Annotated in this window: 26 protein-coding genes and 1 tRNA gene; 18 read left to right on the top strand and 9 right to left on the bottom strand. The window is 59.1% G+C overall.

Annotated elements, in window-relative coordinates:
* Positions 1-21: 21 nt before the first annotated feature.
* Positions 22-411, top strand: a complete 390-nt coding sequence (locus tag RUI03_RS04880; RefSeq protein ID WP_317289165.1) for a hypothetical protein — start codon at positions 22-24, stop codon at positions 409-411.
* A gap of 32 nt (positions 412-443) precedes the next feature.
* On the opposite strand, the gene aspS is transcribed toward RUI03_RS04880, so the two are convergent.
* Positions 444-2,264, bottom strand: coding sequence for an aspartate--tRNA ligase (gene aspS / locus RUI03_RS04875; RefSeq protein ID WP_317289164.1), 1,821 nt, complete (start codon positions 2,262-2,264; stop codon positions 444-446).
* Here aspS and RUI03_RS04870 point away from each other — a divergent pair.
* Positions 2,263-2,607, top strand: coding sequence for a hypothetical protein (locus RUI03_RS04870; protein ID WP_317289163.1), 345 nt, complete (start codon positions 2,263-2,265; stop codon positions 2,605-2,607). The two genes, aspS and RUI03_RS04870, sit on opposite strands and share 2 nt — an antisense overlap.
* 78 nt (positions 2,608-2,685) lie before the next feature.
* Complete coding sequence (locus tag RUI03_RS04865) at positions 2,686-3,735, top strand: mechanosensitive ion channel family protein (RefSeq protein ID WP_317289162.1); 1,050 nt, start codon at positions 2,686-2,688, stop codon at positions 3,733-3,735.
* A gap of 87 nt (positions 3,736-3,822) precedes the next feature.
* Here the strand turns inward: RUI03_RS04865 and RUI03_RS04860 are convergent, their stop codons facing one another.
* Positions 3,823-4,425 (bottom strand): hypothetical protein, encoded by a 603-nt coding sequence (locus RUI03_RS04860; RefSeq protein WP_317289161.1) that lies wholly within the window; start codon positions 4,423-4,425, stop codon positions 3,823-3,825.
* Between the two features lie 262 nt (positions 4,426-4,687).
* The gene (locus RUI03_RS04855; protein WP_317289160.1) at positions 4,688-5,227 is read right to left on the bottom strand and encodes a hypothetical protein; all 540 of its coding nucleotides are present in this window, start codon (positions 5,225-5,227) and stop codon (positions 4,688-4,690) included.
* 545 nt (positions 5,228-5,772) lie between these two features.
* Between RUI03_RS04855 and RUI03_RS04850 the strand changes: the two genes are divergently transcribed.
* Entirely contained in the window at positions 5,773-6,054 is a 282-nt protein-coding gene (locus RUI03_RS04850) for a DUF1153 domain-containing protein (protein ID WP_317289634.1), read from the top strand.
* A 154-nt stretch (positions 6,055-6,208) separates the two neighbouring features.
* Positions 6,209-7,333 carry a hypothetical protein gene (locus tag RUI03_RS04845; protein ID WP_317289159.1) on the top strand — a complete coding sequence of 375 codons (1,125 nt, stop codon included), beginning with the start codon at positions 6,209-6,211 and terminating at the stop codon, positions 7,331-7,333.
* Positions 7,334-7,394: 61 nt separating this feature from the next.
* Here the strand turns inward: RUI03_RS04845 and RUI03_RS04840 are convergent, their stop codons facing one another.
* From RUI03_RS04840 to RUI03_RS04830, 3 genes are all read right to left on the bottom strand, one after another.
* On the bottom strand, positions 7,395-8,333 hold the full coding sequence (locus tag RUI03_RS04840) for a collagen-binding domain-containing protein (protein WP_317289158.1): 939 nt from the start codon (positions 8,331-8,333) through the stop codon (positions 7,395-7,397).
* Between the two features lie 203 nt (positions 8,334-8,536).
* Positions 8,537-10,951, bottom strand: coding sequence for an endopeptidase La (gene lon, locus RUI03_RS04835; protein WP_317289157.1), 2,415 nt, complete (start codon positions 10,949-10,951; stop codon positions 8,537-8,539).
* 181 nt (positions 10,952-11,132) lie between these two features.
* Positions 11,133-12,284, bottom strand: a complete 1,152-nt coding sequence (locus RUI03_RS04830; protein WP_317289156.1) for a sensor histidine kinase — start codon at positions 12,282-12,284, stop codon at positions 11,133-11,135.
* A 258-nt stretch (positions 12,285-12,542) separates the two neighbouring features.
* On the opposite strand from RUI03_RS04830, the gene RUI03_RS04825 reads away from it, so the two are divergent.
* Positions 12,543-12,634 (top strand) — tRNA-Ser (locus RUI03_RS04825).
* Positions 12,635-12,853: 219 nt separating this feature from the next.
* On the opposite strand, the gene RUI03_RS04820 is transcribed toward RUI03_RS04825, so the two are convergent.
* The 3 genes from RUI03_RS04820 to RUI03_RS04810 all read right to left on the bottom strand — a co-directional run bounded on the left by RUI03_RS04820 (position 12,854) and on the right by RUI03_RS04810 (position 15,214).
* On the bottom strand, positions 12,854-14,266 hold the full coding sequence (locus RUI03_RS04820) for a hypothetical protein (RefSeq protein ID WP_317289155.1): 1,413 nt from the start codon (positions 14,264-14,266) through the stop codon (positions 12,854-12,856).
* Entirely contained in the window at positions 14,263-14,544 is a 282-nt protein-coding gene (locus RUI03_RS04815) for a hypothetical protein (protein ID WP_317289154.1), read from the bottom strand. Before RUI03_RS04815 ends, RUI03_RS04820 begins: the two co-directional genes overlap by 4 nt.
* 103 nt (positions 14,545-14,647) lie before the next feature.
* Positions 14,648-15,214, bottom strand: coding sequence for a helix-turn-helix transcriptional regulator (locus tag RUI03_RS04810; protein WP_317289153.1), 567 nt, complete (start codon positions 15,212-15,214; stop codon positions 14,648-14,650).
* Positions 15,215-15,332: 118 nt separating this feature from the next.
* Between RUI03_RS04810 and RUI03_RS04805 the strand changes: the two genes are divergently transcribed.
* The 12 genes from RUI03_RS04805 to RUI03_RS04750 all read left to right on the top strand — a co-directional run bounded on the left by RUI03_RS04805 (position 15,333) and on the right by RUI03_RS04750 (position 24,747).
* The gene (locus RUI03_RS04805; RefSeq protein ID WP_317289152.1) at positions 15,333-15,566 is read left to right on the top strand and encodes a hypothetical protein; all 234 of its coding nucleotides are present in this window, start codon (positions 15,333-15,335) and stop codon (positions 15,564-15,566) included.
* Complete coding sequence (locus RUI03_RS04800; RefSeq protein WP_317289151.1) at positions 15,563-15,883, top strand: hypothetical protein; 321 nt, start codon at positions 15,563-15,565, stop codon at positions 15,881-15,883. Before RUI03_RS04805 ends, RUI03_RS04800 begins: the two co-directional genes overlap by 4 nt.
* Positions 15,876-16,313, top strand: coding sequence for a hypothetical protein (locus tag RUI03_RS04795; protein ID WP_317289150.1), 438 nt, complete (start codon positions 15,876-15,878; stop codon positions 16,311-16,313). Before RUI03_RS04800 ends, RUI03_RS04795 begins: the two co-directional genes overlap by 8 nt.
* Positions 16,310-17,398, top strand: a complete 1,089-nt coding sequence (locus tag RUI03_RS04790) for a toprim domain-containing protein (RefSeq protein ID WP_317289149.1) — start codon at positions 16,310-16,312, stop codon at positions 17,396-17,398. Before RUI03_RS04795 ends, RUI03_RS04790 begins: the two co-directional genes overlap by 4 nt.
* Entirely contained in the window at positions 17,391-19,256 is a 1,866-nt protein-coding gene (locus tag RUI03_RS04785; RefSeq protein WP_317289148.1) for a hypothetical protein, read from the top strand. The genes RUI03_RS04790 and RUI03_RS04785 overlap by 8 nt, the downstream gene beginning before the upstream one ends.
* 1 nt (position 19,257) lies before the next feature.
* Entirely contained in the window at positions 19,258-19,524 is a 267-nt protein-coding gene (locus tag RUI03_RS04780) for a hypothetical protein (RefSeq protein WP_317289147.1), read from the top strand.
* Entirely contained in the window at positions 19,524-19,814 is a 291-nt protein-coding gene (locus tag RUI03_RS04775) for a hypothetical protein (protein ID WP_317289146.1), read from the top strand. The genes RUI03_RS04780 and RUI03_RS04775 overlap by 1 nt, the downstream gene beginning before the upstream one ends.
* Before the next feature lie 236 nt (positions 19,815-20,050).
* Positions 20,051-20,416, top strand: coding sequence for a hypothetical protein (locus tag RUI03_RS04770; RefSeq protein WP_317289145.1), 366 nt, complete (start codon positions 20,051-20,053; stop codon positions 20,414-20,416).
* Between the two features lie 231 nt (positions 20,417-20,647).
* A complete protein-coding gene (locus RUI03_RS04765; RefSeq protein WP_317289144.1) occupies positions 20,648-20,941 on the top strand; it encodes a hypothetical protein in 294 nt (97 codons plus the stop codon).
* A complete protein-coding gene (locus RUI03_RS04760) occupies positions 20,938-21,756 on the top strand; it encodes a Bro-N domain-containing protein (protein ID WP_317289143.1) in 819 nt (272 codons plus the stop codon). The genes RUI03_RS04765 and RUI03_RS04760 overlap by 4 nt, the downstream gene beginning before the upstream one ends.
* Before the next feature lie 540 nt (positions 21,757-22,296).
* Entirely contained in the window at positions 22,297-22,854 is a 558-nt protein-coding gene (locus RUI03_RS04755) for a hypothetical protein (protein ID WP_317289142.1), read from the top strand.
* A gap of 291 nt (positions 22,855-23,145) precedes the next feature.
* Entirely contained in the window at positions 23,146-24,747 is a 1,602-nt protein-coding gene (locus tag RUI03_RS04750; RefSeq protein ID WP_317289141.1) for a hypothetical protein, read from the top strand.
* Positions 24,748-24,755: the final 8 nt, after the last annotated feature.

Raw genomic sequence — 24,755 nt, 5'->3', positions numbered from 1 at the left:
AAGACCGATAGACTGATCTGTATGCCGCCGACTCCTGCCACTGACGCCCATCTGGCGAGCCGACTGGCTTCGCTTCAGGCGCTCGTGCAACAATTCAGGGAAAGTGGCAGGGAATTGGCTGCGCTGGAAGAGACGATGATGGGTGACGTGCAGATGCCCGTCTGGGCCTATCAACGCGTCCAGAATCTTCGAATGGCCAATGTCTGGATCATCAATGAGGCGATCAATCACCAGGCTGCCTCCTTGTGTGAAATTCGCACCAAACTCGAGCTTGTCCGGATCGCCCGAACCATTCCTCACACCGACGGCCCTGTCGATCCGTTTGACGAGCTCGTGCTGTCGGTCGACGGGGACCTGGAAACACTTTTCGAACATACACCGCCCTACCCACAGGGCACGGGAACCGCATAAAAAAGGGGCTGCCGAAGCAGCCCCATTCAATCTCAGCCCTTTTTCTCGGTGATCGGTTTGACCACCTTGATATGGATATCTTTCAGCTGCTCCGGGGACGCCTCCGACGGCGCGCCGAGCATCAGGTCTTCCGCCCCTTGCGTCAGCGGGAACATTGTCACTTCACGGATGTTTTCTTCTTCCGCGAGGAGCATGACGATACGGTCAATACCATAGGCGACGCCGGCGTGGGGTGGTGCGCCATATTTGAACGCATTCAGCATACCGCCGAATTTGTCTTCCACGACTTCAGGGCCGTAGCCTGCGACTTCGAACGCCTTATACATGATGTCCGGACGGTGGTTCCGCACACCTCCTGATGCCATCTCATAGCCGTTGCAGACGAGGTCATACTGCTGCGCGAGAATCCCCAATGGTTCGAACGTATCGAATGCCTCCAAACCACCTAGTGGCATAGAAAATGGGTTGTGACCGAACTCCACCTTCTTGTGCTCTTCGTCCCACTCATACATTGGAAAATCGACAATCCAGCAGAATGCGAATCTATTTGATTCAAAGTAGGGCAGTCCTCCGAAGTAGGTTTTCCCGAGTTCATGCAAATCCAAACCGATCTTGACGCGCGCTTTTCCAGCGAATGCACTGAACTCTGACGGCACTCCCGCCACGAAGAAACACGCATCACCCGACTTAAGACCGAGTTTCTCCCCTAGAAACCTGACTCGATCCGGACCAATATTTTTGGCCACTGGACCCTGTCCGTCACTGTCGTTGAACATAATGTAGGCCATACCCGGTTGGCCCTCGCTCCGCGCCCATTTGTCGACACGGTCGCAGAAAGCCCTGCTCGCACCCTGTGGAGCAGGTATCGCCCAAATTTGATGTTTGTCGCGAGCTGCTATGTCAGCGAATACTTTAAATCCTGAGCCACGAAAATGTGATGTGACATCAACCATTTTGATCGGAATTCGAAGATCTGGTTTGTCAGTGGCATATAAACGCATAGCGTCGCTATAACTAATTTTAGCCCAATCTTCATAAGGATCGACTTGGCGCTCACCGGCGAAGGCGGCAAAAGCGTCGTGCACGACAGGGCCCGTCGTATCTAAGACGTCCTGCTGTTCAACAAAGCTCATCTCAATATCGAGCTGATAGAATTCACCGGCGGAACGGTCAGCGCGCGCATCCTCATCCCGGAAGCATGGCGCGACCTGGAAGTACCGGTCAAAGCCTGACACCATGATCAGCTGCTTGAAGATCTGCGGCGCCTGGGGCAGCGCGAAAAACTTGCCCGCATGAAGACGCGAAGGGACGAGGAAGTCCCGTGCGCCTTCCGGCGACGACGCCGTCAGGATTGGCGTCTGGAATTCAGTAAAGCCCTTTTTCTCCATCCCGCGGCGCAGGTTGGAGATCACTCTTGAGCGCAGCATGATGTTCTCGTGCATGCCCTCGCGGCGCAGGTCGAGATAGCGGTGACGCATGCGGATGTCTTCGGGATAGTCAGGCTCGCCAAAGACCGGCAGCGGCAGGTCGCTAGCCGCGCTCATCACTTCGAAGCTCGACAGGCGGATCTCGATCTCGCCGGTGGGCAGGTTGGGGTTCACCACATCCGAACCGCGCGCGATGACTTCGCCTTCGACGCGGATGACGCTTTCCGCGCGCACAGCCTCAACATCGGCGAAGAAGGGCGCCTCAGGCTCGACCACCAGCTGGGTCAGGCCGTAATGGTCGCGCAGGTCGATAAACAACAGACCGCCGTGGTCCCGCTTGCGATGGACCCAGCCCGACAGCCTGACGGTCTGACCAACATCGTCTTTGCGTAGCTCGCCACAATTATGCGACCGATAGATGTGCATGAAAGCCTCCGAAATTCGAACGGAGCAATTGCGCGCGGGCGCGGCTTACGTCAACCTTCCAGCCGATGATCGCGCCTTGGGCGCCTATCGAGACGGGAAGATTTCGCGCGCAAGAACGAACCGCGCCGCGCATGGGAGGGAAACAATGCCTGAGAAGAAGATCAATGTGGACAGCGGCCTTGCGGCTTTTGCCTGGTTCAGCTCATGGCTGTTTTGCGTAGGCTTCCTGAAGCTGCAGATCCCGAAGGCGCTGTTTGCCCTCGTGCTCTGGCCCTATTTTCTGGGCAGCCATTTCGCGCCGAATCCGGAAGCGCCCTCCATGCTGGAGAAATTCGACGAATAAGGCCGGCTCTTGCCGCACCGCACAAATGCCCTAGCCTCCCCGTCATAATGGCGACCCTATTTGACGCGGAGCAGCGATATGACGACTGACCACGAGCACATCAAACGGGTGACAACGCGCTGGGTCCGCCGATTCCGGCCCCCGATCCTGTTCGCCCTGATCGGCATCGCGCTCGCCCTGCTCCCGTCCGTTCTGGCGCGTTATGTCGAGGTGAGCGACGGTTGGCGCTCTTTTCTCCACGTCTCCTCTCGGGTGCTTTTCACGATCGCTATTGGCTGGGCAGCGACGACAGTGGTCGATGCGCTGCTGAAACGGCGACTGGCCCGGCTCAACCTGACCGAGGCGGATAATCTGGCGGCCCGCAAGCTGGCGACCCGTCTCGATGTCATGCGTCGGGTGTGGGTTGTTCTGGGGGGTCTTATCACCTTGGCGGCCGCCTTCACCCTCATTCCGGGGGTCAAGCAGATCGGTGTCAGCCTGTTCGCGTCGGCTGGGATCGCCGGTCTGGCGCTGGGTATCGCCGCCCGGCCCGTTCTCGCTAACTTGATCGCTGGGATTCAAATCGCTTTCACCCAGCCGATCCGCATCGATGACGCCGTCGTGGTCGAGAATGAGTGGGGCTGGATCGAAGAGATCGGGCTCTTTTACGTGGTCATCAAGATCTGGGACTGGCGCCGCCTTGTCGTACCCATCTCCTATTTCACCGAGAACACCTTCCAGAACTGGACACGGCAGAACGCGTCGATCATCGGCAGTGTCTTCTGGTCGGTAGACTATCGCGCGCCCGTGGGGGCTATGCGGGACAAGCTGACGGAGATCTGCAAGCGCACCAAGCTGTGGGACGGCAATGTCGTCAATCTGCAGGTCGTGGAGGCCGATAACCAGATCATCCAGATCCGGGCGCTGGCCAGTGCGCGGACATCGCCCGAGGCCTGGGATCTGCGCTGCTTCATCCGTGAAGAGATGATTTCCTGGCTGCAGCATGACCATCCTGGCGCCCTGCCCAGAATTCGCGCTGAAGGCACGATTGACCGCGGCAAGGCAGAGGAGACCGGGCCAATGCCGCCGCCGGCCTCCTTCACACGTGATGACAGTCTCGATCCACACGCGGATCAGGCTGTCCCCTGAAAGCGAGATATGTCCCAATGAGACATTGGCCGCGAAGCGATGCTCGCGGCCCCGTTGAAAAAGTGGCCGAAACTTGCCGCTCGTTGGCTATGGGCGAGACGCCCGTCGGCGAAACCAGCCAATCCCGGCAAGGGCGGCCCCGAACATCGGCAAGGCAGCAGGCACCGGCACGGGTTCGACGACCAGGTTATCGATCTGGGGTCGGTCCTCGTATATATCGAGTTCAGTGTAAGTAAAAACTAGCGAGACCAGACCGCTGAACCCGGAAAAGAAGAACGTTTCCGGCCCGAAGATTCCATCGGTCATAAAGGTCTGGTCGATGGTGCCACCCCCGGCAAAAACTCCGGTAAACGTGACGGAGCCGGCAATGTTTTGCGCCCAGCTGTTCTCGATCAGGTCGATGCTCACCAGATTGAAGGCGCTGCCATCTATGGCACTGAAAGTGTGGGTTTCATTGCCAAAAGGGATCACGGCCGTTGAACCCGAGTATCCGGACGAGGTCGATCCAACGACATAGTAATCGTTGCCGGCGCCGTTGCCGATCAACTGATATCCGTCTTCGATAAGAGGCGACGGATAAAGAGTATCGGTCGTCGCTGCGTAACCCTCGAAATCGATGACGGCGGCGCTTGCGCCCGCAACGCCCATCACGCAGACGGCCGACGCCGCTGCCAAAACAGATTTCAACATAGATATTCCCCTCTTGATTCGGCACTAGTCTAGCCCCGATCAGGCAACGGTAAGAGACACGGTGACATATAGCCAGCAGTGAATCCTTGCCGGGGTAGAGATGTTAGGGAAACACGCCTCGGCTGTAGGGAGTGGCTGTGACATTGGCACCGCCCTTTGGCACACCCCCGGCGTGCCATCATCGGCGCCGCCGGCCTCCTTCACACGTGATGACAGCCTGGATCCACACGCGGATCAGGCCGTCCCCTAACGGCGAGATCTGTCAGGATGAGCCATTCGACGCGAAGCGACGTTCGCGGCCCTTGGCCATCGTTTCCTCAACGATGGTGATGTGGCGGGCGCGGATCGCGTCCTGACGCGCGCGGAACTGCGCGACCATTTCCTTGCGTTGCTCTACGGCGGATTGTGCTGCGGTCAGGGCGGCGGCTTCTTTCAGAATTTCGGCCTCTTCCTCTTCCGAGACCTCCTCGTCCTCTGCATCGGCGTCTGTCTCTTCGTCCTCGTCAGACGCGTCGTCATCATCCAGATCGTCGGCAAGGTCGGTGCTCAGCCCCTCTTCTTCGGGCTGATCGACGCAAGACGTCGCTGGGTCAGAAGCGTTCTGATCGGCGGCAGAAGGGTCGGCATCGGTATCACAGGACGTCCCGCCGTCCGTGGTACTGTCGGCAGTCAAATAGGGATTGCTGGGCGTCACATAACCATTGAAGCTCACGCCGGCATTCATCGTGTATTGCGCCCAGGCGGATGAGCCTGTGCCCATACCGACTGCAGCGCATAGCGCGACAATGCAGCGATGCCCCATATTATGCCCCTCTCAATCTCTTTGATTTTCCTGTTAGCAAAACAGGTGCAAACCTAGGGTAAAGCTTCAGGGTTTATTTACGGGTAAGGTTATGCGCGACGTAACCTTATGAAAAACTTACCCCTTTTACGGGCATTCCATTCAATCCGTCGGCAAGCATCTGAGGCTGGAAAATCACCGTAAAAAAATTTGGGGGCAGTTGGCACGTGCCAAGTCGCTCTCAGCACCGCGATGCCCCACTGCGGGACACTATCTCAAATACAGATGACGCGAAATATTTGCCCGACTCGAAACCCGCCCTCAGAGGAAATACCTATTTCCAAGCCATTTCATGGACTTGAAAGGTTTTCCTGAGAATTAATTGAGCCACAAGAGGGCGTGACAAATACCCTTTAGTGCAAATTCGATCAAAATACTTCCAATATTATTTGTTAAGTATAACAGTTTTTTTACCAATGGACTTAGGCGTTTTTTCAGATGCGCCATGTAGAAGGAATGCATAGTCCGAAGAACAACCACGGAGTGGCGTAAATAGTATGGTTGGTATGTTCGCAACACAGAGTGCAGTAAGGAACCGTGAGCCCTATGTTATTGGGCCTGATGGAACCGCGCTGACAATTGCAGATCTTCCCCCTGTAACAACCAAGCGGTGGGTGATCCGGCGAAAAGCCGAAGTTGTGGCGGCTGTCAGAGGAGGTCTCCTGAACCTCGAGAGTGCTTGCGAGCGCTACAATCTGACTGCCGAAGAGTACGCGTCATGGGAACGCGCAATTGATCGATATGGGATGCAGGGCCTTCGGGCCACACGCGTTCAGCAATATCGTTGACTTGATCCTCCCTCCATTGGGAAACCTTGCCGTCCCGATCACCATCGGGGCGGCTTTTTTGTTTGAGCTTAGCCCCACATCGGGCCAAGGGGTCTAGTGATAGGGAACCGTTCCCGCTAGTGTGCTTTGCAAACGCGAGATCAACCAATCCTAGATGAGTTATCAAACCTTTACAGCGAAGTCCGTCGACGAAGCCAAACGCGCCATGCGTCAGGCGCTGGGAGATGACGCGGTCATCCTCTCGACACGGCGCCACCCCGATGGCTCTGTCGAGATGCGTGCGATCAAAAAGGGCAAGCCCCTGTTCCGCGGCGAAGGCACCGGAAGCCCGCCGTCCGGCCGCAATTCAAGATCCGCCGCACCGACCCTGGGCGGCAATCCCGATAACACGATGGATGGCCGGGAGTTTTCTGATCAGGTGGAGCACGGCGCCGGTCGCAACGCGATGAACTCTGTCCGCGGGGACTTCTCCCGCCAGCTCGACCGCAATGGCGGCGGCCGCGGCGACCCGCTTTACGAACACTATCATGCCCTGCTCTCACGCCAGGCCATTTCAGAACCGATGATCGCCGCACTGGTCGAAGAGGCCCACCATGCAGGGTCTCGCAGCGAGACCGAGCGCCTGGCCTTTGCCCTTGAGCGGACGCTGAGATTTGCGCCGATCGCTTATTCGCCGGATTCCCCCATCATGCTGGTCGGCCAGACCGGCGCCGGCAAAACCTCGAGCTCTGCCAAGCTGGCGGCCCGCGCCGCGACGCTCGGTGGACGGATGGCCTTCATGAGCGCGGATATCGGCCGCGCTGGCGCGATCGAGCAGATGACCACCTACGCAAAAGCGCTCGATATCCGGTACTGGGCGGTCGAAGACCCCCAGCACGTGGCTGACATCATGCGCGAGGAACGGCCGCGCGAGCAGATCCTGCTGGACACGCCAGGGGTCAGCCCGTTTGCGACCGCCGACATCGCGGCCATGCGCGCTTTCCGTGAGGTGTTGGGTGCAGAGCCCGTGCTCGTAATCCCGGCGTCCGGCGATGTGACCGAGCATGTGGACTGGGTAAAAGCCTTCGCCCGGATTGGCGTGCGCCGGTGCATCATTACCAAATTTGACACATCCCGGCGCATTGGCGCGGGACTGAGCGCCTGTTTTGAAGCGGGTATCGCCGTCGCGCATCTGTCAGAAGCGCCGTTCATCGCCGATGGGCTGGTCGACGCGAACCCTGAATATCTGGCGCGACGCCTGCTGATGGAGCAGCCCGGGCGCATCGCGACCCGCCGCTGATCCAGTTCGACACAAAAAAGCCCGGTCAAACGACCGGGCTTTCTCTTAGATCGTTGTCAGATCAGGCGCGCTTGCGCTTGGACCGGACGCCAGCCAACCCGGCCAGGCCCGTCGCCATCAGGACAAAGCCGGCTGGCAACGGCACAGCGTCAGGTGGCAGCGTGCCATCAAAGCTGAAAGCGTGCACTTCCATCGACTGAACAACAGAATTGGCAACAACGGTCCCCTTCAGACTGCCGCCAGGACCAACGATCACCTGCGCCAATGGCGCGAGGATCGACGCGCCCCAGGTCTTGGTGATGCTCACCATTTCAGCTTCGAAGAAGTTGAAGATGACGTTCTGATAGGCGTTGTTGAAGTTGAAGCTGCTGGGCGTTTCAAAAGACGTTCCGCCAACATTGATGATGGTCGTCGCGCCGCCAACATTGAATTTCAGGTCAGAAATCGCCGCGAAGTCCGCTGCGTCAACATTGATGACGTGAACGCCGTCGATATTGGCGGTTGTTGAGGTGAAGGTATCACCGACAAGCGAGCCCGTGGCATCAAGGGTTGAGAGGTCCAAAGACATCTGCTCGAACGCGCTCTGCACGGCGGCAACGTCGATCGCGACACCCGTCTGAGCAGGCCCGGTGGCGGACCCTTGCGATTCCAGTGAACTGTTGATGGTACCGCCGATGATGGCGTTGCCAGCAAACCACTTGGCGCCTGAGCCATTGATATCACCGCCCACGACAAGCGCTGCGTCAAACTGACTGTCATTCGCGTTGGTCGGAAACACGTTACTGACCTTCAGGCCAGCCTGAAACTGATTGGCGTCAAGATTGCCGCCGATAAAGGTGCGGCCCTCAACGTGCGCGGTGCCAGCCGATGTAATGTCGCCAAACACAATCAGGTTGTATTCTTTAAGCATCAGCTCGGCGTCGAGCGGCGCCGCCATTGCGGGCGCTGTCAGACCGGCCATCAGCCCCACCGCAGCGATCGTGTTCAATACTGTACGCATGGATAATTCCCCTAGGATCTCGAGACTTACCCATCATAAATCATGCCAACTGAAAAGTATTGCAGTGCACTATCTATAGTTAATGACAGCAAATACAGTTCCTGGTTGTCACTGACATTCATTTTTCGCCTTTATGGTGTCGGATAAAAAAAGGGCCGGTCCCTTTCGGCACCGGCCCTTCGCTATTCGTTATCGATCGTTGATCAGTGGGTGATCAACGCCGACGGATCGTCCTTGGATGCCTGTTCGGCCCGCGCCTTGGCAGCAAGCTCCTCGGCCTCCTCGTCCCATTCAATGGGTGTCAGGGGACCAGTCAACGCGTGCTTCAGCACATCGTCAACATGCTCCACAGGGATGATCGTCAGCGCCTCTTTCACATTCTCAGGAATGTCAGCGAGATCCTTCGCGTTTTCCTGAGGGATGAGAACGGTCGTCACCCCTGCCCGCAATGCAGCGAGCAGCTTTTCTTTCAGTCCACCGATGGCCAGAACGCGGCCGCGCAGGGAAATCTCACCCGTCATGGCGATATCCTTGCGGATCGGCGTACCGGTCAGGGTAGAGACGATAGCAACCGCCATCGCCACACCCGCTGACGGACCATCCTTTGGCGTGGCGCCTTCCGGCACGTGGATGTGGATGTCCTTCTTGTCAAAGACCGTCGGCTTGATGCCGAATTCAATGGCCCGACTGCGGACATAGGACGCCGCCGCAGAGACACTTTCCTTCATCACATCGCGCAGGTTACCGGTTGGGGTCATACGCCCCTTGCCCGGCATGGTGACCGCCTCGATCTTGAGAATGTCACCACCGGATTCGGTCCAGGCAAGACCTGTCACCACACCGATAATATCGTCGCCTTCGATTTCGCCGAACCGATATTTCGGCACGCCCGCGAAATCGCTGAGATTCTCAGCGGAAACCGTCACTTTCTCAAGCGTCTCATCCTGCTCGAGCTTGCGCACAGCTTTACGTGCCAGATTGGCGAGCTCACGCTCAAGGCTACGAACGCCCGCTTCACGGGTATACGTGCGGATGAGCGCCAGGAGACCGTCATCGGTCACCTCGAACTCACCTTTTTTCAGGCCGTGATTTTCGAACTGCCGCTCGATCAGGTGGCGACGGGCGATCTCGACCTTTTCATCCTCAGTATAGCCTGGGATTCGGATGATCTCCATCCGGTCAAGCAGAGGCTGAGGCATGTTGAGCGAGTTGGCCGTGGTGATAAACATCACGTCAGACAGATCGTACTCCACCTCAAGATAGTGATCCGTGAACGTATCGTTCTGTGCCGGATCCAGCACCTCGAGAAGCGCCGCCGACGGATCACCGCGGAAGTCCTGGCCCATCTTGTCGATTTCATCGAGCAGGAAGAGCGGGTTGGTCTTCTTCACCTTCTTCATCGACTGGATGATCTTGCCGGGCATAGACCCGATATAGGTCCGGCGGTGACCGCGAATCTCCGCCTCGTCCCGTACACCGCCAAGGCTGACGCGCACGAATTCACGACCGACCGCTTCTGCGACCGACTTGCCGAGGGATGTCTTACCGACACCTGGAGGGCCAACGAGACACAGGATTGGGCCTTTGAGTTTGTTGGTCCGTTTCTGGACCGCCAGATACTCAATGATCCGTTCCTTGACCTTGTCGAGGCCATAGTGATCTTCGTCGAGCTTGGCCTGCGCCTTGTCGAGATCGATTTTCAGCTTCGACCGCGTCGACCAGGGAATGGATGTGATCCAGTCCAGATAATTCCGAACGACGGTCGATTCCGCTGACATCGGCGACATCTGGCGCAGCTTCTTCAGCTCCGCCATTGCCTTGGTCTTGGCTTCCTTGGGCAGCTTGGCTTTCTCGATCTTCTCTTCGAGTTCAGTCACCTCATCGCGGCCGTCTTCGGCCTCGCCAAGTTCCTTCTGAATGGCCTTCATCTGCTCATTCAGATAATATTCGCGCTGGGTCTTCTCCATCTGACGCTTCACGCGCCCACGGATCTTTTTCTCGACCTGCAACACCGACATCTCACCTTCCATGAAACCGTAAACGGCTTCGAGACGGGCGGCGACGTGCGAAATCTCCAGCAGGTCCTGCTTCTCTGCAATCTTGAGGTTCAGGTGTGACGCCACGGTATCGGCGAGCTTTGATGGCTCATCGATCTGACCGATGGAGACGATGACTTCAGGGCTGACGCGCTTGTTCAGCTTCACATAGGCTTCAAACTGCGCATTGACCGACCGCACAAGGGCTTCGACCTCAGCCTCGTCGCCGATGGTCTCTTCCAGCGTGACGGCTTCGGCTTCGAAGAATGAGTCGTTCTCGACATAATTCGTGATCTCAGCGCGGTCACCGCCTTCGACAAGCACCTTCACGGTGCCGTCAGGCAGCTTCAGCAGCTGGAGTACCTTGGCGATAACGCCGATGGTGTAGATATCGTCTTCGCCGGGATCATCATCGCCGGCTTCTTTCTGGGCAACGAGAAGGATCTCGCGATCGGCCTGCATGACGGCTTCGAGGGCCCGCACCGATTTATCGCGCCCAACAAACAACGGCACGACCATGTGAGGAAATACAACGATGTCCCGCAGGGGCAGGACAGGAAATGCTCTGGTGTCTTCCGACATATCAACTCCTTGAACAGGCAGTTTCGGCCAGCTCGCCTTCCACATGAAGCACGAGCGACCGAGGTGGGATGCTGTCAGGTGTCCAGCACCACAGCCTGTCCTATGTTGGTTAGCACGATTAAGGTTTCAACGCCGTTTCATTTGTCCACCATTATTGATGGGTAATGGATGCGCCTCACCATCAGTCAGGATCAGGCAGAAGCTGTGCGAAATCCGCTTCCAAATGGTAAACGAGACCCTGTTCGGTAAACTCTCTTGTGGCAAAGCCCATCAGGCTCGCCGGTGCAACGCGCGTGAGCAGTATGGAGCCGAAACCACGCCGCGACGGATTCATCGTACCCGTGACCCCAGTCTCGATCCAGTCGAGGATAAATTTCTCACCCTCCACCCGCCATCGCAGCAGAACCTTGCCGCGCGCCTCGCCCAACGCGCCGTGCCGCAGGGCATTCGCCGCTAGTTCTCCAAACACCAGGGCCAGGTGAAGGGCCGCTTTTTCATTGATCTCAATGTCATCGCCCTCAATGACAAAGTCACTGCGGTCGCTTGATTCAGAGAGGATCGGTGACAGGGATACATCGGCGATTTGCCGCAGACTGGCCGACCGCCACTCTTCCTGGACCAGAACATCTGACACGGACTTCAAAGACATGATCCGGTTGCGCACGACCTCCACCAGATCAGTCCGGTTCTCGGTTTCGCGATCCGCCATCGCGACAAGCGCGGAGACCTGCGCGAACAGATTACCCAGCCGATGGTTGAGTTCCCGCGCGACCAGCCGCGCTGAAGACGCCCGCTCATCGGCGGCTTCCTTGTTGCGGGTGAGGTTTTGCAGTTCTTCGGTCGCCTGCACGGCGAGCCGGTTGCCTTCAATCTCGCGCACCAGAATGCCACCAAGATCGGTCAGCGCGCTTTTCTGTTTTTCCGTAAGAGTGCGCGGCACGTGATCGAGCACACATAAAGTGCCCAGCCGCTCGCCCGTGCTCAGTTCGATTGGCGCGCCGGCATAAAAGCGGACATGCGGATCGCTGGTCACAAGCGGATTGTTCTCGAACCGAGCATCCTGCGTGGCGTCGGGCACCTCCATCAGGGCGCTGCCGCGAATGGCGTAGTCGCAAAAAGCGATGTCGCGCGGCGTTTCGGCCACGTCTGTGCCGACGGCGGCCTTGAACCACTGTCGACACTCATCGACCAGAGAAATCAGTGCCACAGGTGCATCGCAGAGTGCGGCAGCCACCCGCGTGTACCGATCAAATGTTTCCTCATGTGGAGTATCGAGAAGCCCCGTGCGCCGCAAAGCGGCCAGCCGCTGATCCTCGCTTGCCCTATCCGGCATCCGCTATCCTGTTCGCGTCTTCGATTGTGCCTGACTGCACCGTTGACCGTTTCTATCGTCTCTAGGGACGGGGGCCAAGACTCTTTGGGGCATTATCCGATTTGAAACACCGACGTTAAAGGGGATCAATAAATTGAAACCACTGCCATATCTGACAGCCGCTGCAATGTGAGCGGCGCGCACAGCCTGCGCCAACTATTTTTCACAAGCCGACCACAAGGGCTTGCCAATCCGCCAAAACGCTGGTTTCTGGGCGATGGACAGGTGGCCGAGTGGTCGAAGGCGCTCCCCTGCTAAGGGAGTAGGCGGGTTGAACCGTCTCGAGGGTTCGAATCCCTTCCTGTCCGCCAGTAAATTCCCCAGCAAAATAAACAAGATGCGCCCGTCGTGGCGCATTTTTTGCATCCAGAACAAAAGTGAACATGAGACTTTTTGTGAGACTTTAAAAAGTCTCACGTGAGACTTCGGCGGAAATTCCTGTTTTTTGCTGGCCAATTTTGAAGCGCCAGGCGCGAAAAAAGGGCCTTTCGGCCCTTCTGAATGTTCCGCAGATGTTCATGGCAAATGGCCTAAACTTTCCAGCCTTCGCGCTCTGCCAATGTGGACAATTTTTCGCCTGCCTCGACCGCGTCGGTGGGCATGATCTTGAGATAATGGGCGACCAGGAGCGACAAGTCATTCGAGCCATGCCAGCTGGCGACCTCGGGCACGCTGCACCCTGCCGCAAAAAGGCGCGTCACGGCGGTATCGCGGCAGTCCTGCGCGTTGAACGCCGTCCATGGATCGCCCAGTGGGTCGATCCCTTCACCGATCAGCGACGGCACGAGCTGCCCAGCCAGCGCCCGGCGCGCGTTCCATTCCTCGTTAAAGGGCTTGTGTTTGCGCACCTGGTCCTTGCCTTCGATCCGCCAATAGGGTCGGCCATCATGCTCATTGATCACCAGCTCATCGTGGCGATCACCTTGCCGCGCGCGGCGTGCGCGCTGCATGACCGGGATGCGGTCGGTCAGCGGGCCTAGGATCGGAATGACGATCCGCTTTTTGGTCTTGGCTTGGGTGTAGCGGATGAAGCCGTCATTGGCGTTGATGGCCTGGTCGGTCAGCGACAGGGCGTCATTGACCCGGGCGCATGTCCACAGCATCAGCGTGAGCGCGTCGCCCATGGAAAATTTGGGGGTCAGGATTCGCTCACCGGTAGGCGTACCCAAATGATCATAGAGACCGCCCGGATCTTCCATGGCCCACATCAGGGCGTCAATTTCGGCCGGCAGTGCGATGCGGATGCGACCGGCGGGCTTGGAAATATCGATCTTGGACAGCGCGTCAGGGGGCGGCACGCGCCCTTCCCAGCCTTCCCGCTCATAGGCCCAGGCCAATGCCGATTTGAACGTGCAGACGGATTTGTAAGCCGCTGTCTGGCCGCGCGCAGCAAACCAGTGCTCATACATCATCTCGAGCAGCTGTTTGGTGATCGCCAAGGGCAGCTCATCCCCGCAGGCCGATCGCACCGCGTTGAGATGGGTGTTATAGTCCTGCAGCGTCTTGTTGGAAACCGGCCCCTTGGATGCCTTGCCCTTTGCCCGATTGGCCAGAAATTCGTCCAGGAGGGCATTGATATCGCGGCGGCGGGGTCGAGCTGGTGGCCGATGGGCGACCGTGACCACGGCCTGGGCCGGGGTCTTGGCGAGGGCCGTGAGTTCTGTGGCGACACGCCGCGCCGCTGCGATGGGAAGCGCCTGCGCCGTGCGCGCCAGCCCCTTGTGGCAGACTGTTGTGTCCGGCGGCACGGCAAAGCCCCGCGCCTGCCAGTCCGCCAGCAACAAAGCGGGGCCCGGTGGGCCCCAGAGGTCGATGGATTTGAAGCCTTTGTCCCGCAGGCCGGGCGACGGTATCCAGCGCCCTATGGTCTGGGCCCGGTCCCCCTGCCCCACGATGCGCCAATGCAGATGATTGCCCCGATCGGTCTTTGTGCGCTTGCTCATGCCGCCCCCGAGACCAGGCGGGCATAGATGCGCTCCCGTGCCGGTTCATATTGGGGTGCCGGTTTGCCGGGCGGCGTTTCGCCCATGGTCGGCATGGCGCGAAACCATGATTTGAGGGTCGCCCCGCGAAAATGCCCGCGGCGGATCGGGCGCGGCATCTCATAGCCGCGCTGGGCCATGGCGCGTTTCAGGGTGGCCCATGAGGCATAGGCGCAGCGCTCTGCCACTTCCTGAGAGGTGATAATCACGTCGTCATCCATGTCCGCAAAGCCGTGCATGGATTGCTATTTGGCAGCGAGAAAAGAAAAAGGCAATAATTGCGAAAGCATTTTGCAATTTTTCGGCAATTATTCTGCAAGTTCACATCCTCCATCTCGGCGCTCAAAATGACCGGTCGCGGATCTGTCGGGCGAGCGTGCCCATGATTTTCAGTCCGGTGTCATCAATAAAAAGCGGCACATCATCGGTCATTTCCGTCGTGTGCGTCACAAGAAAGTTTCCGCGCAGCACGCGCACCAAAGTTTCGGTTGATCCGTATTCGTGGCTGAATTTTTGCGCGCAAACCACATCGCCGTTACGAGCGCGGCGAGCCCTGTCAAAGACAAGAATATCGTCCGGCTCTATCCCCAGAAGATTGAGCGCCCGGGTCTTCACGCGCATCTTAAACTGTGTGCCCGCCTCTACATCCTCACGAAGAAAGCCCAGGTCGCCCGCGTATAGAGAGGCTTCTGGCTCGTCCGCGCCGACGGGCTTGACCGTTTCGAGCTTGGCGAAATTGGCGATCTTGTTCACGGTTGTCTGGCGCAGTGTTTCGGTCTGGCCGTGCAGGAATTTTGTCAGCGTGCTGGCCTTTATGCCAGCCCGTTCCGCCAATGGCGTGGGCTTGAGTTGGGTTGCCCGCATGGCCTCGGTCACGAGGCTCATCTGTTTGTCGCGCAGTGAATCCATGATGGGAGTTGTGGGCGAAAAAAATTCTGCGTTCAGCACCACATTCCCCCTTGAACAGAATTGCAAATCACTTGCGTTTTAACTCAACGCAATTTTTTTGCAACTTTTGGGAAAGTTTATGGCAATTCTTGATGAGATCGAGGCGGCCCGGTCCCGTGTTGGCGTGACAAACCGGGCTCTTTGTGCGCGCGCCGGGCTGGCTGAGCATAAATATAGCAAGATAAAAGCGGGTTTTCTGACGCTGGACCAGGAGACGGCCGACAAGCTGATCGACGCGCTGTCAAGGATCGAACACGAAAACAGTGTTCGCGTGGCCCGAGCGAGATCGATCGGCGCGGGGCGTGCCGCATGACCTGTCCCGTCGCCAAGCTGGCCCAGGCCCTTCTTGAATTTTCCCAACGGGACACGGCCCAGACCCGGGTGGCGGTCGGTGCGGCGAGCGCCGTGGTCATGATCAACGGCAAAGGCCGGAGCTGGCCCGCCATGACGGAATGCGCCCAGTCCCTGGCGCAGGACATTCGCAAGACAGAGCCGGACCGGCTGCGCGGCCCGTACCAGCAACAGGTGGCGGCGGCCATTGGCGCGGCCCTTATCCGAGACCCCGGCACCATGAAAGCGCCGCAGCCCATGGCGGCGTCCAACGACACGCGGGTGGATATTTATGGTTAAGGCCGGTCCCGCACTGATCCAGATGGCGTCTGTGTCGTCCCGTCGGCCCCATGGGGATGACGACCTGGACCCCATTCCATCCCTGGCCATCGCCATTCATCGCGTCAGGCGTGACATGCAGCGGGCGCAGCTGGTCGCCGCCCTGCTCTTTGCGGCCAGTCAGAAGCGGGCCAGTTTCTCCGCCGTGCTGGCAGGCAAGACCCTGCAGGCGCGAGAGACCCAGGCGCTGGGGTGCGCGCTGGCGAAATGGGCGTTCGGGGTCAGCGGGAAGACGCAGGCCCAGCTTGGGGTCCTGCCGCCGCGCCATTATCGATCGATCAACCGGGATATCAAAGGCATCGAAGAAGCGATGGAGCGGGACGATGACTTTGACCGCCAGGTCGAGGCCATGCTGGACACGCTGAGCGATGCGGTCACGGGCGCGCGATGATGGAGCGGCGCCAGGACACCACGGAGATCCGCGAGGGATTGCGACAGCGCGCCGGTGAGCTGGCCGAGCGTCTGTATCCCGGCGGGCGTCGAGACGGCGTGCATTACTGGCCCCCGACCACGTCCGGCACGAAGCTGGCGCGCGGGGATCGCGACAGTTCCATCTGTATTGATGTGGCGGGCGCAACGGCGGGGCGCTGGGTCGATTTTGGGGATCGGGCGGCCAAGGGCGACCTGATCAACCTGATCGCCTTCGCCGAATTTGGCTGTTATCCGCCGGACGGGGCAAAGGAAGCCTTTGCCTGGGCCCGTCAGTGGCTGGGGTTGAGCGACCCCGAGCGCGCTGCCCAATACCGCAAGGCCGCTGCGGCGCGCCCCGCCCCTGCCCCGGCGCAGACCGATGACCGCGAGGTGAAGGCGCGCAAAGCCTATGGCTGGTGGTTGAATCGGGGCCAGCCGCTCCCCGGCACCCATGGAGAAGATTATCTGCGCGGGCGGGGCATCCGCCTGGACTGGCTGCGGCGTCCACCGGAGGCGGTGCGCTTTTCGCCCGCCCTGAAAGCCCCAGACGGTCAGTTTTATCCTGGTCTGCTGACCGCCATGTCCGGGCCCGACGGGCGCATTCGGGCGGTACACCGCACATTCCTGCATCCCCATGAGCCGCGCAAGGCGACCTTGCCCAAGGCGAAAATGATGTGGGGGGATGTTCAGGGCACGTCCATCCGGCTAGCCAAGGGCGACAGCTCTTATTCCCCAGAGAAAGCCTATGCCGCCGGGCACCGCGAAGGGCGGCAGGTGATCACCGAAGGGATAGAGGATGCGCTGAGCTGGGCCATGTTCAACCGCGACGACCGCGTGACGGCGGCGGGGTCCATCAGCAATCTGGCCAATGCGCCCCTATTCGCGTGCTGCGACCATTATCTGGTGGTGGCCGACAATGACCCCCAGGATAGCACGTCGCGCGCCGACCTTGAACGGGCGCTGGACACCCTTGCCGACCGCGCCGGGGCCAAGACGGTGTCTGTCACGCGCCCGCTTGCGCAAAAAGACGTCAACGAATTATTGCAGGACAAGGTGAATGGCTGACGATCCGATCGATTTTAACGAGGCCAAGCGCCGTGTGCAGGCCGGGATGACGCCAACCGAGGCCGTCAATTTACGCCGTGCCCTGAACGCCATTGAAATCGGCAAAAACTTCAAGGGCATGGAGCCGGGCAGTTGGGAGCCGGATGAATGGGGTATGCCGCCCCATTGTCCCGTCGTGCCGCTTGGGCGGTATGGGGACAATTATTATATTTTCAATGCGTCAGGCGGAATCACGGTCATCTCTGGCAGCGTCAAGGAAACGGCGCTGATCCAGGATATTTTTCTGCCCTATGCAAATTATGCCGCCTGGGCCTGGCCCTATTTCAGGACCACGGACAATGGTCGCGTCTATGACACCAAGAAAAAGTGGGAAGGCAATGAGGTCATCGAAGCCCTGAAATGCGCCTGCACCCTGAAAATGGAAGCCTTCGGCGCATGGGACACGGTTGAAAAAGTGCGCGGTCGCGGATGCTGGCGGACCGATGACAATGAGCTGATCGTGCATCTGGGCGACAAGCTGATCATGCCGGGCGGCCTGTTCCAGCGCCCGACGGAGATCGGCGGCTATCTCTACCCCAAGCGTCCTTCGATCAATCCGCCGTCTGCGAACAGTCCAGCGGGCGGTGACGATGGCCCCGGCCAGTTGCTCTACGCGCAATTGAAGTCCTGGAATTGGAAGCGCCCCGAGATCGACCCCTATTTGCTTCTGGGCTGGATCGGCATGGCCTTTCTGTCCGGCGCGCTCGACTGGCGATCGATGATCTATATTACCGGCGGGCGCGGCACGGGCAAATCTTCGCTCCTGTGGATCGTGAAATGGATCATGGGCGGGCTGGGCCTGAAAGTGGATAATGGGACCGCCCCCGGCCTGAAACGCTATCTGAACAATGACAGTGCGGGCGTAATCCTGGATGAATTTGAGGCGACAACGGACAATCGCCGGGCCAAGGATATCATCGACATGGCGCGCGAGGCGTCCAGCGAGGGCAATACCGTCCGGGCTGATCCGAATGGTGGCGCGGTCCTGTTCAAGGTCCGTTCATCGTTCATTTTTGCATCCATCCTGCCCCCGCCGCTGAACCCGGCCGACGTCAGCCGCATGGCTATTCTGGAATTGGGTGCGCTGAATGAAAAGGACAATCCGCAGCCATTAGGCGATTGGGAGGATGAGCGTTTCGTCAATGGGATTGGTGCGGACATTTTCAGCCGAATGGTTTGCGATTTTCCGCGCGTCCGCCGGGCAATCAGGGCGTACAAGGAAGCCCTGCAGCGATATGGCGGCCATGATGGCCGGGGCGGCGATACGTTCGGGACGCTTCTCGGGTGCGCCCATGTCATCATCGATGATGACGAGCCAACCGAAGCGGATTGCAAAAACTGGGCAGAATTGCTGTCGCAAGAAAGCCTCCGCGAGTTTGAAATGGCGGGATCGGAATGGGCGGACTGCCTCGACCAGCTCCTGTCTGCCACGCCGCAGGTCCTGCAGCGCACCGGCACACCGTCCATATCTGCGTTGCTGGGCGAATGGCGCGCCGACACGCTGCGCGTCGATAATGAAGGCATGGACGACCAAATAAGACTGGTCCGCAAGCGGCTGAATATCGTGGGCATGTCGATCGTCATGCCAAAGGGCAAATGGTCCATAGATGACGCGAGCCTGTTTTTCCCGGCCAAGAGCGCGGCGACCAACCCCCTTTTTGAGGGGACCAAATGGGCGGGGGCCGGGGTGGCCATTGCCGCGTTGAGACAAATGCCGTCCACGAATTTTACAACCTGTAAACAGCGCACCGGTGCAGGCGCGCCCAAGAGCGGAATTTCCATTGCATTGAGTTCTATTTTCAAAGGAGAGGATGAATAGAATGGTTGACCCTGTCTGCATACGGACGGCCCGGCCCGTGTCGCCGCCGTCGCCTCTGGCATCTTATGTGCCTGCCCCGCCGGACCGGTTTCTGTTTGAATTTGGCATGGATCGGGGCGGGTTTCGTCAGGCGGACTTTTATACGGTGTGCGCCCCCAGCGCCGACGTGGCGCAAGCCTATGCGCGGGCGCTGGTCGGTCATCATGGCATTCTGGACGCCACCTATCACGGCCCGCTGAAAGGCCGCCTGTCCTGTGGGGGTGCATAATGGCGTGGACGGAAAACAAGGTCGACTGGCTGTGCCGGTTTTACGGCAATATGTGGAGCCCGCGCTGTATTGGCTGGTTCATCGACATGCCGACGACGGCTGTGCAGGGGAAGATCCAGCGCCTTCTGGACGCTGAGGATATTCGCATGGTCAAGGCGCAATTTTTCCGCGATCTGGCCAAGCAGGCTGGGGTGCAGGAAATCAATGCCGGGCAGCTGATGGCCCTGCGACACCAGCCGGGCTTTGATGAATTTATCAGGGACCGGATCAGCCAAGCGAGGGCGGCGTGACCAATTACGCCGATCCTATAGACGAAGCCGCAGACATGGCCGAGCGCGAGCGGGCCGCCCTGCTGGCCCGACCCCGTGCGTCGATGGCGCCGGGGGAGCCGGGCGAGTGTGAGGATTGCGAACGTCCCAGCCCGCGCCTTGTCGGCGGGCGGTGCGCGCGGTGCAGGGATGGGGGTTAGTCGAGCTCTTAACAGTCTTGGTTGACTCTTCAAGAATCCTCCGCATGAGTCGGTTCCATGAAGCCATGTGTTGCAATAGCCGCCATCCTCGCTCTGAGCGCCTGTGTCTCATTCGAGCCGGGCGTCACGATCCTGAAGGAACTACATGGGCAGGATCGCAAGGAGGCGTTCGCTATACTCGGGACGCCTGATGCCGACATCCATCTTGACGATAAAGTGGTCTATGTCTGGAGCAATGGACGTGCGGAAGTATTCGATTATAAGGCGAATGATAGCGTCGCGCCGGTCGTGGCGAACCTTAAATGCAGGGTCGAAGTGAAGGTGGATAGTGCCAGCGGTGTGATTGAAGACACGCTGTTGGCTGGGAATTATGGGGCCTGTCGTCCCTATCTGAAACGGTTGGAGCGGTCACGCGACCATTGACAGCCTAGCATTAGTCGCGCAACCTGATCGCGGAGCTTCAAAACTCTGCCACAGGCGAGTGACGCGATAGAGGCGTCATCTTGCGGACATTTCCGGGGGCTGTACGCGCATGTCCAGGGCGAAAGCCTAAAGGCGTATGGGGCCTTATCCTGTGGACGGGTTTTTGAACCCCCGGATTTTGCGCGGCTTCAAAACCGCCAGAGCCGGCCATTCTGTCCACAGGAAACCGACATGGAAATGTTTACCCCTCTGATTGAACCGGTCACCCCACGCCAGGCCAAATTGCTGGCTGAGTTAGAGATGTTGAAGATGGCGCGCCAAGGGCTTCTCGCGGCGCTCATGATGGGCCAGAACGGCCGCATGGTCAGCCAGCATAGCGAGGGCATGATCAAGCGTCAGATGGAGGACCTGGCGCAGCGAGAGCAGAAGATTTCGTCGCGTGTCGCCGGGCTGGGCGTGATCTATCGCCACATTCCTTCAATGAGTGACCGGGTGATGCCGCAGTTTGTGAGCTTCGCCGCATGAGCAGTCTCATTGTTCATTTATTTGAGGATGACTTCCCTATCCGAAGCCTGATGAGGGGCGGTGCGCCCTGGTTCATCGCACGGGATGTGTGTCGAGCCCTGCATTATACGAACACGCGCGATCCGATCCGAAGATTGGATGACGACGAAAAGGGGGTCGTAAAACACGACACCCCTGGTGGTGACCAGGACATGGTCATCATATCCGAACCGGGCGTCTATCGGCTCATCGCCGGATCCCGAACCCCCGCAGCCAAGCGCTTTCAGCGCTGGCTGTATCACGAAGTCCTCCCTGACATCCGTCGCACAGGCCAATATGCGGGGCCGCCAAAGGCCGGTGATGACGTGGATATCCGCGAAAAAGAATGGAAGCTTGAAGCTGTCCGCAGTGCGCATCGGTACTTTGGCAAGGCCGCTGCGAGGGCGCTATGGCTGCAATTGGGGCTGCCCTCTGCCGACAGTTTCTGCATTGCCACACCACCTGATCCATCAGGCGACGGACGTGCAGCATTGAGCCATATACTCAGTGTACTTTCAGAAGAGATTAGGACGGCAATTGAGGGAGATAAGGCTGGGCTGAGACGCACTGGCATTGCCGTAAAAAGCTGCAAATGTAAGGCATCTGTGCATATTGCATTCAATCATCCGTACCTTGTCCGTCTGTATGCGAATACACCGTTTGATGATCTTCGGTGGTCATATGCGTTGCGGCGTTTGCCGGGCGCAGAAGCGTCATCAACCTATTTTGATGACAGGCGGCAGCGGTCCACACGACTGCCCTTGTCCTTAATTTTGGACCACCTCGAGACCCCATAAACGATACCCAGAGGGCGCGCGCGAGCGAAAGCGAGCCATTGCGCCCGCCAGTGTCGCGCCTGGCGCGCAAGCGCCATCGCGCGCCCGTCTCATCATCCCGCACCGATGGCCGGACCCGGACCCGTGGCGGGCGAAACAATTGGCGCTTGCCCGGACCCCAAGACTGCAGTAAAAGAAGGGACGGGTGCTGATGATGTTACCGGCGCTGGCGACATGCGGTAACGCGATCGGTAACGGGGTATCCCGTTCTTTTCATTGATAAAAATGGCCGGTGTAACCGTGTAACCCTTGTTACCGGCCTATTGGCCTTGCGCTTGCGCTCGCGCGCATAAGGCTAAAACTCGCGGTAACACGGGTTACATGGTTACAGCTTTCAATAAGATACTGATAATAAACCTTATAATCTGTTCAATATTGTAACCCGGTCTGTAACCGCTGTTCCTTTAGCCGAATGGTGCAGAAACCGCCCTTCTAACTAATTTTGTCCCGCAGGGGGGGCGCGATCCTAAGGAAAGCGCCTCCGAAAAGGGACGTTAATTCGTGGGAAAACGCGACGGCATCGACGCAGCGCTGAAAGAGGCGGGAAATCCGCCCGGCGGCGGCGGCGTGCAGGCAAATGACCGGGATCCGGTCGACGTCGTGCAGGACGAGCTTTTCGGCACGTCCGCGCTGTCCGAGGCGGCACAGCTGCGCCGCCGCGTGGACTGGCAACCGGCGCGAAAGGCGACCAAGGCGGGACGTCCGCCAGGCGCGAAGTCCCGTAAAACCCGGGAATTGCTGGCGCTTTTCGACAAGATGGGCCGCCGCGATCCTCTCGTGAACGCGCAGGCGCTTGTCGATGACAACCCGGCCAACATCCGGGACGCTTTCGGGTGCGAGATTGAAAAAGCGATCGATTTGTGGCGTTGGGCCAATGAATTCCTCGCCAAGTACAAACACACACCGGCACCGGTCGCGGTCAACGTTTCGCAGGTGCCTTCGATCCCGCTCGCTTGGCATCTCGAGGATAGAACCAGCCAAGAAAAATCAAAGGGTTACAGGCCGATCGGCGGGGAAGTCTCACAAACCGAAAGTCTCACAGATGCAACAAAGCATTGATATTGCTGCCATTGTTGCATGGTTTTCCCCTACTTCGACGGTAGGGGGAATTGACCGCGCGGGACATAGCGCGGCACGCTTTGCCCGCCGGGACCGGCGCGCGTTCCTCTCTCCCGTGGCGCGCGCCGGTCAGCCTTCACCCACCCCCCCCTTGAGCGCCCCCCATGCCCCGAAAATCGCGGGCCGCGCTGACGTAAAGGGGGTGGTAGACACACCTTCCAGAATTTTGGCTAGGCTGGATGAGGCCACCCGAAAAATAAGGGGCCGCTTCCCGGGGTCCGGGTGCGGGAAATGAACACCGCGCCAGATGTTCTTTACAAGAACGATCCGATTGAAGACTTTGAAGAGCGCGCCAACACCGTCGAGATGACGCAACGCATGCTGCAGGACGCGGCAGGGCCCGTCGCTGATGCGTTCCGCCATGACATGAGCCCCACCAGCTGGCTCATGGGGCCAGTGGGCTCAGCAAAGACGACGACGTGTGTTGCAAAATGTTTTCTCATAGCGCGGCAACAGCACCGTAGCATCGTCGACGGCAAGCGCAAGCTGCGGATCGCAGTGGTGCGGTCGGATTATCGCCGTCTGTGGGAAAGTACGATCCCGTCCTATCTCGACGTGTGGCCCCGGGAGTGGGGTCAGTGGCATGGCGGCAAAGGCAACCCGGCGTCTCATATCTTTGAATTGCCAGACCCGCAGACTGGCGAAATCCTGCGCCTGGAATTTCTATTCCGCGCCATCGGCAATGACCGCGCCGAAGACTTTGCTCGCGGCTTTCAGGCCAATGTGGTGTGGATGAACGAGGCGGATCTGTTCGCCCCCGATGCTTATGGCTGGTTCTTCATGCGGGTGGGTCGCGCCTTCAAGAATGAAATGCCAAATGGGCCGGACGGGAAGCAATTGCCGCCGATCAAGATGGTGTTTGGCGACTTCAACGCCCCGAACGAGGAAAACTGGCTCGCCAAACGGATGATTGATCCGCGTTATGAGCATGAGTTTCACGTGCAGCCCGGGGCGCTCCTGGACAATGGCGAGCCGAGCCCGGCGCGCGAAGGCTTCATGGACGACGAGTATTATATCGGCCAGCGGCAAAAGCTGGACGATTATGACCTGAAACGCATGGTCATGAACAAGCTGGGCTATTCGCGCACCGGCATGCCCGTCTATGGCGACTATCACCCTGACCGCCATGATCTGGGCGAGGAAGTCCGAGCCCGCGCCGACCTGCCCGTAACGGTCGGGGTCGATGGCGGCGGCAAGGCCGCTGCGGTCATTGGTCAGCGGGACGATTTTGACCGCGTCATCGCCTATGACGAAGTGGTTACGGCCAAGGATCAGCGGACGGACGGTTATTCCTTCGGCAAGCGTGTCGCCGAGTTCATGTGCAGTCCGGCGGGCGGCTATGCCCGCCATGTGGACCGCAACATGGTGTATCACGTCATCGATCCATCCAACCAGTTCGGCGGCACGGAAATCGGCGCCAATTTCATGGACAGCTACGCCAGCGGCTGGCGTGAGGTTACGGGCCTGCCCTGCCGGATCGTCCCGGCGGAAACCAATGACCCAGATGAGCGGGTGGGGGCAAATCGCCGCCTGATGCAGGATATGCGTGAGGGTCGCCCGCGCAAGATGGTCAGTAAACGCTGCCCCAACCTGCGGGCAGCTTATCGCGGCGGCTACAAGCTGCATCTGAAAAACATGGCCAGCGGTGACGCTGTCTGGCGGCCGGTCAAGGGCAATCACCACGACAATGTGGCGGATGCGGACCAATACATGACCCTGTTCCATACCGGCATCGGATCAAATGCGGCCCGCCCGTCGGGCCTGAACGGTGTGGGCACGCGCATCGGCACCAAGCCGGTCGCGCCCCGCCGTATTCGCGCCACGGCGCTGTGAAAGGATTG

It is taken from the genome of Parvularcula sp. LCG005 (genome assembly GCF_032930845.1).
Classification (GTDB): Bacteria; Pseudomonadota; Alphaproteobacteria; order Caulobacterales; family Parvularculaceae; genus Parvularcula.
This window is presented reverse-complemented; position numbering and strand designations above follow the sequence as displayed.

Coding starts and splice junctions, on each gene's coding strand:
- RUI03_RS04880 (WP_317289165.1), top strand. CDS start 22: ATGCCGCCGACTCCTGCCACTGACGCCCATCTGGCGAGCCGACTGGCT.
- RUI03_RS04870 (WP_317289163.1), top strand. CDS start 2,263: ATGAAAGCCTCCGAAATTCGAACGGAGCAATTGCGCGCGGGCGCGGCT.
- aspS (WP_317289164.1), bottom strand. CDS start 2,264: ATGCACATCTATCGGTCGCATAATTGTGGCGAGCTACGCAAAGACGAT.
- RUI03_RS04865 (WP_317289162.1), top strand. CDS start 2,686: ATGACGACTGACCACGAGCACATCAAACGGGTGACAACGCGCTGGGTC.
- RUI03_RS04860 (WP_317289161.1), bottom strand. CDS start 4,425: ATGTTGAAATCTGTTTTGGCAGCGGCGTCGGCCGTCTGCGTGATGGGC.
- RUI03_RS04855 (WP_317289160.1), bottom strand. CDS start 5,227: ATGGGGCATCGCTGCATTGTCGCGCTATGCGCTGCAGTCGGTATGGGC.
- RUI03_RS04850 (WP_317289634.1), top strand. CDS start 5,773: ATGTTCGCAACACAGAGTGCAGTAAGGAACCGTGAGCCCTATGTTATT.
- RUI03_RS04845 (WP_317289159.1), top strand. CDS start 6,209: ATGAGTTATCAAACCTTTACAGCGAAGTCCGTCGACGAAGCCAAACGC.
- RUI03_RS04840 (WP_317289158.1), bottom strand. CDS start 8,333: ATGCGTACAGTATTGAACACGATCGCTGCGGTGGGGCTGATGGCCGGT.
- lon (WP_317289157.1), bottom strand. CDS start 10,951: ATGTCGGAAGACACCAGAGCATTTCCTGTCCTGCCCCTGCGGGACATC.
- RUI03_RS04830 (WP_317289156.1), bottom strand. CDS start 12,284: ATGCCGGATAGGGCAAGCGAGGATCAGCGGCTGGCCGCTTTGCGGCGC.
- RUI03_RS04820 (WP_317289155.1), bottom strand. CDS start 14,266: ATGAGCAAGCGCACAAAGACCGATCGGGGCAATCATCTGCATTGGCGC.
- RUI03_RS04815 (WP_317289154.1), bottom strand. CDS start 14,544: ATGCACGGCTTTGCGGACATGGATGACGACGTGATTATCACCTCTCAG.
- RUI03_RS04810 (WP_317289153.1), bottom strand. CDS start 15,214: ATGGATTCACTGCGCGACAAACAGATGAGCCTCGTGACCGAGGCCATG.
- RUI03_RS04805 (WP_317289152.1), top strand. CDS start 15,333: ATGGCAATTCTTGATGAGATCGAGGCGGCCCGGTCCCGTGTTGGCGTG.
- RUI03_RS04800 (WP_317289151.1), top strand. CDS start 15,563: ATGACCTGTCCCGTCGCCAAGCTGGCCCAGGCCCTTCTTGAATTTTCC.
- RUI03_RS04795 (WP_317289150.1), top strand. CDS start 15,876: ATGGTTAAGGCCGGTCCCGCACTGATCCAGATGGCGTCTGTGTCGTCC.
- RUI03_RS04790 (WP_317289149.1), top strand. CDS start 16,310: ATGATGGAGCGGCGCCAGGACACCACGGAGATCCGCGAGGGATTGCGA.
- RUI03_RS04785 (WP_317289148.1), top strand. CDS start 17,391: ATGGCTGACGATCCGATCGATTTTAACGAGGCCAAGCGCCGTGTGCAG.
- RUI03_RS04780 (WP_317289147.1), top strand. CDS start 19,258: ATGGTTGACCCTGTCTGCATACGGACGGCCCGGCCCGTGTCGCCGCCG.
- RUI03_RS04775 (WP_317289146.1), top strand. CDS start 19,524: ATGGCGTGGACGGAAAACAAGGTCGACTGGCTGTGCCGGTTTTACGGC.
- RUI03_RS04770 (WP_317289145.1), top strand. CDS start 20,051: ATGAAGCCATGTGTTGCAATAGCCGCCATCCTCGCTCTGAGCGCCTGT.
- RUI03_RS04765 (WP_317289144.1), top strand. CDS start 20,648: ATGGAAATGTTTACCCCTCTGATTGAACCGGTCACCCCACGCCAGGCC.
- RUI03_RS04760 (WP_317289143.1), top strand. CDS start 20,938: ATGAGCAGTCTCATTGTTCATTTATTTGAGGATGACTTCCCTATCCGA.
- RUI03_RS04750 (WP_317289141.1), top strand. CDS start 23,146: ATGAACACCGCGCCAGATGTTCTTTACAAGAACGATCCGATTGAAGAC.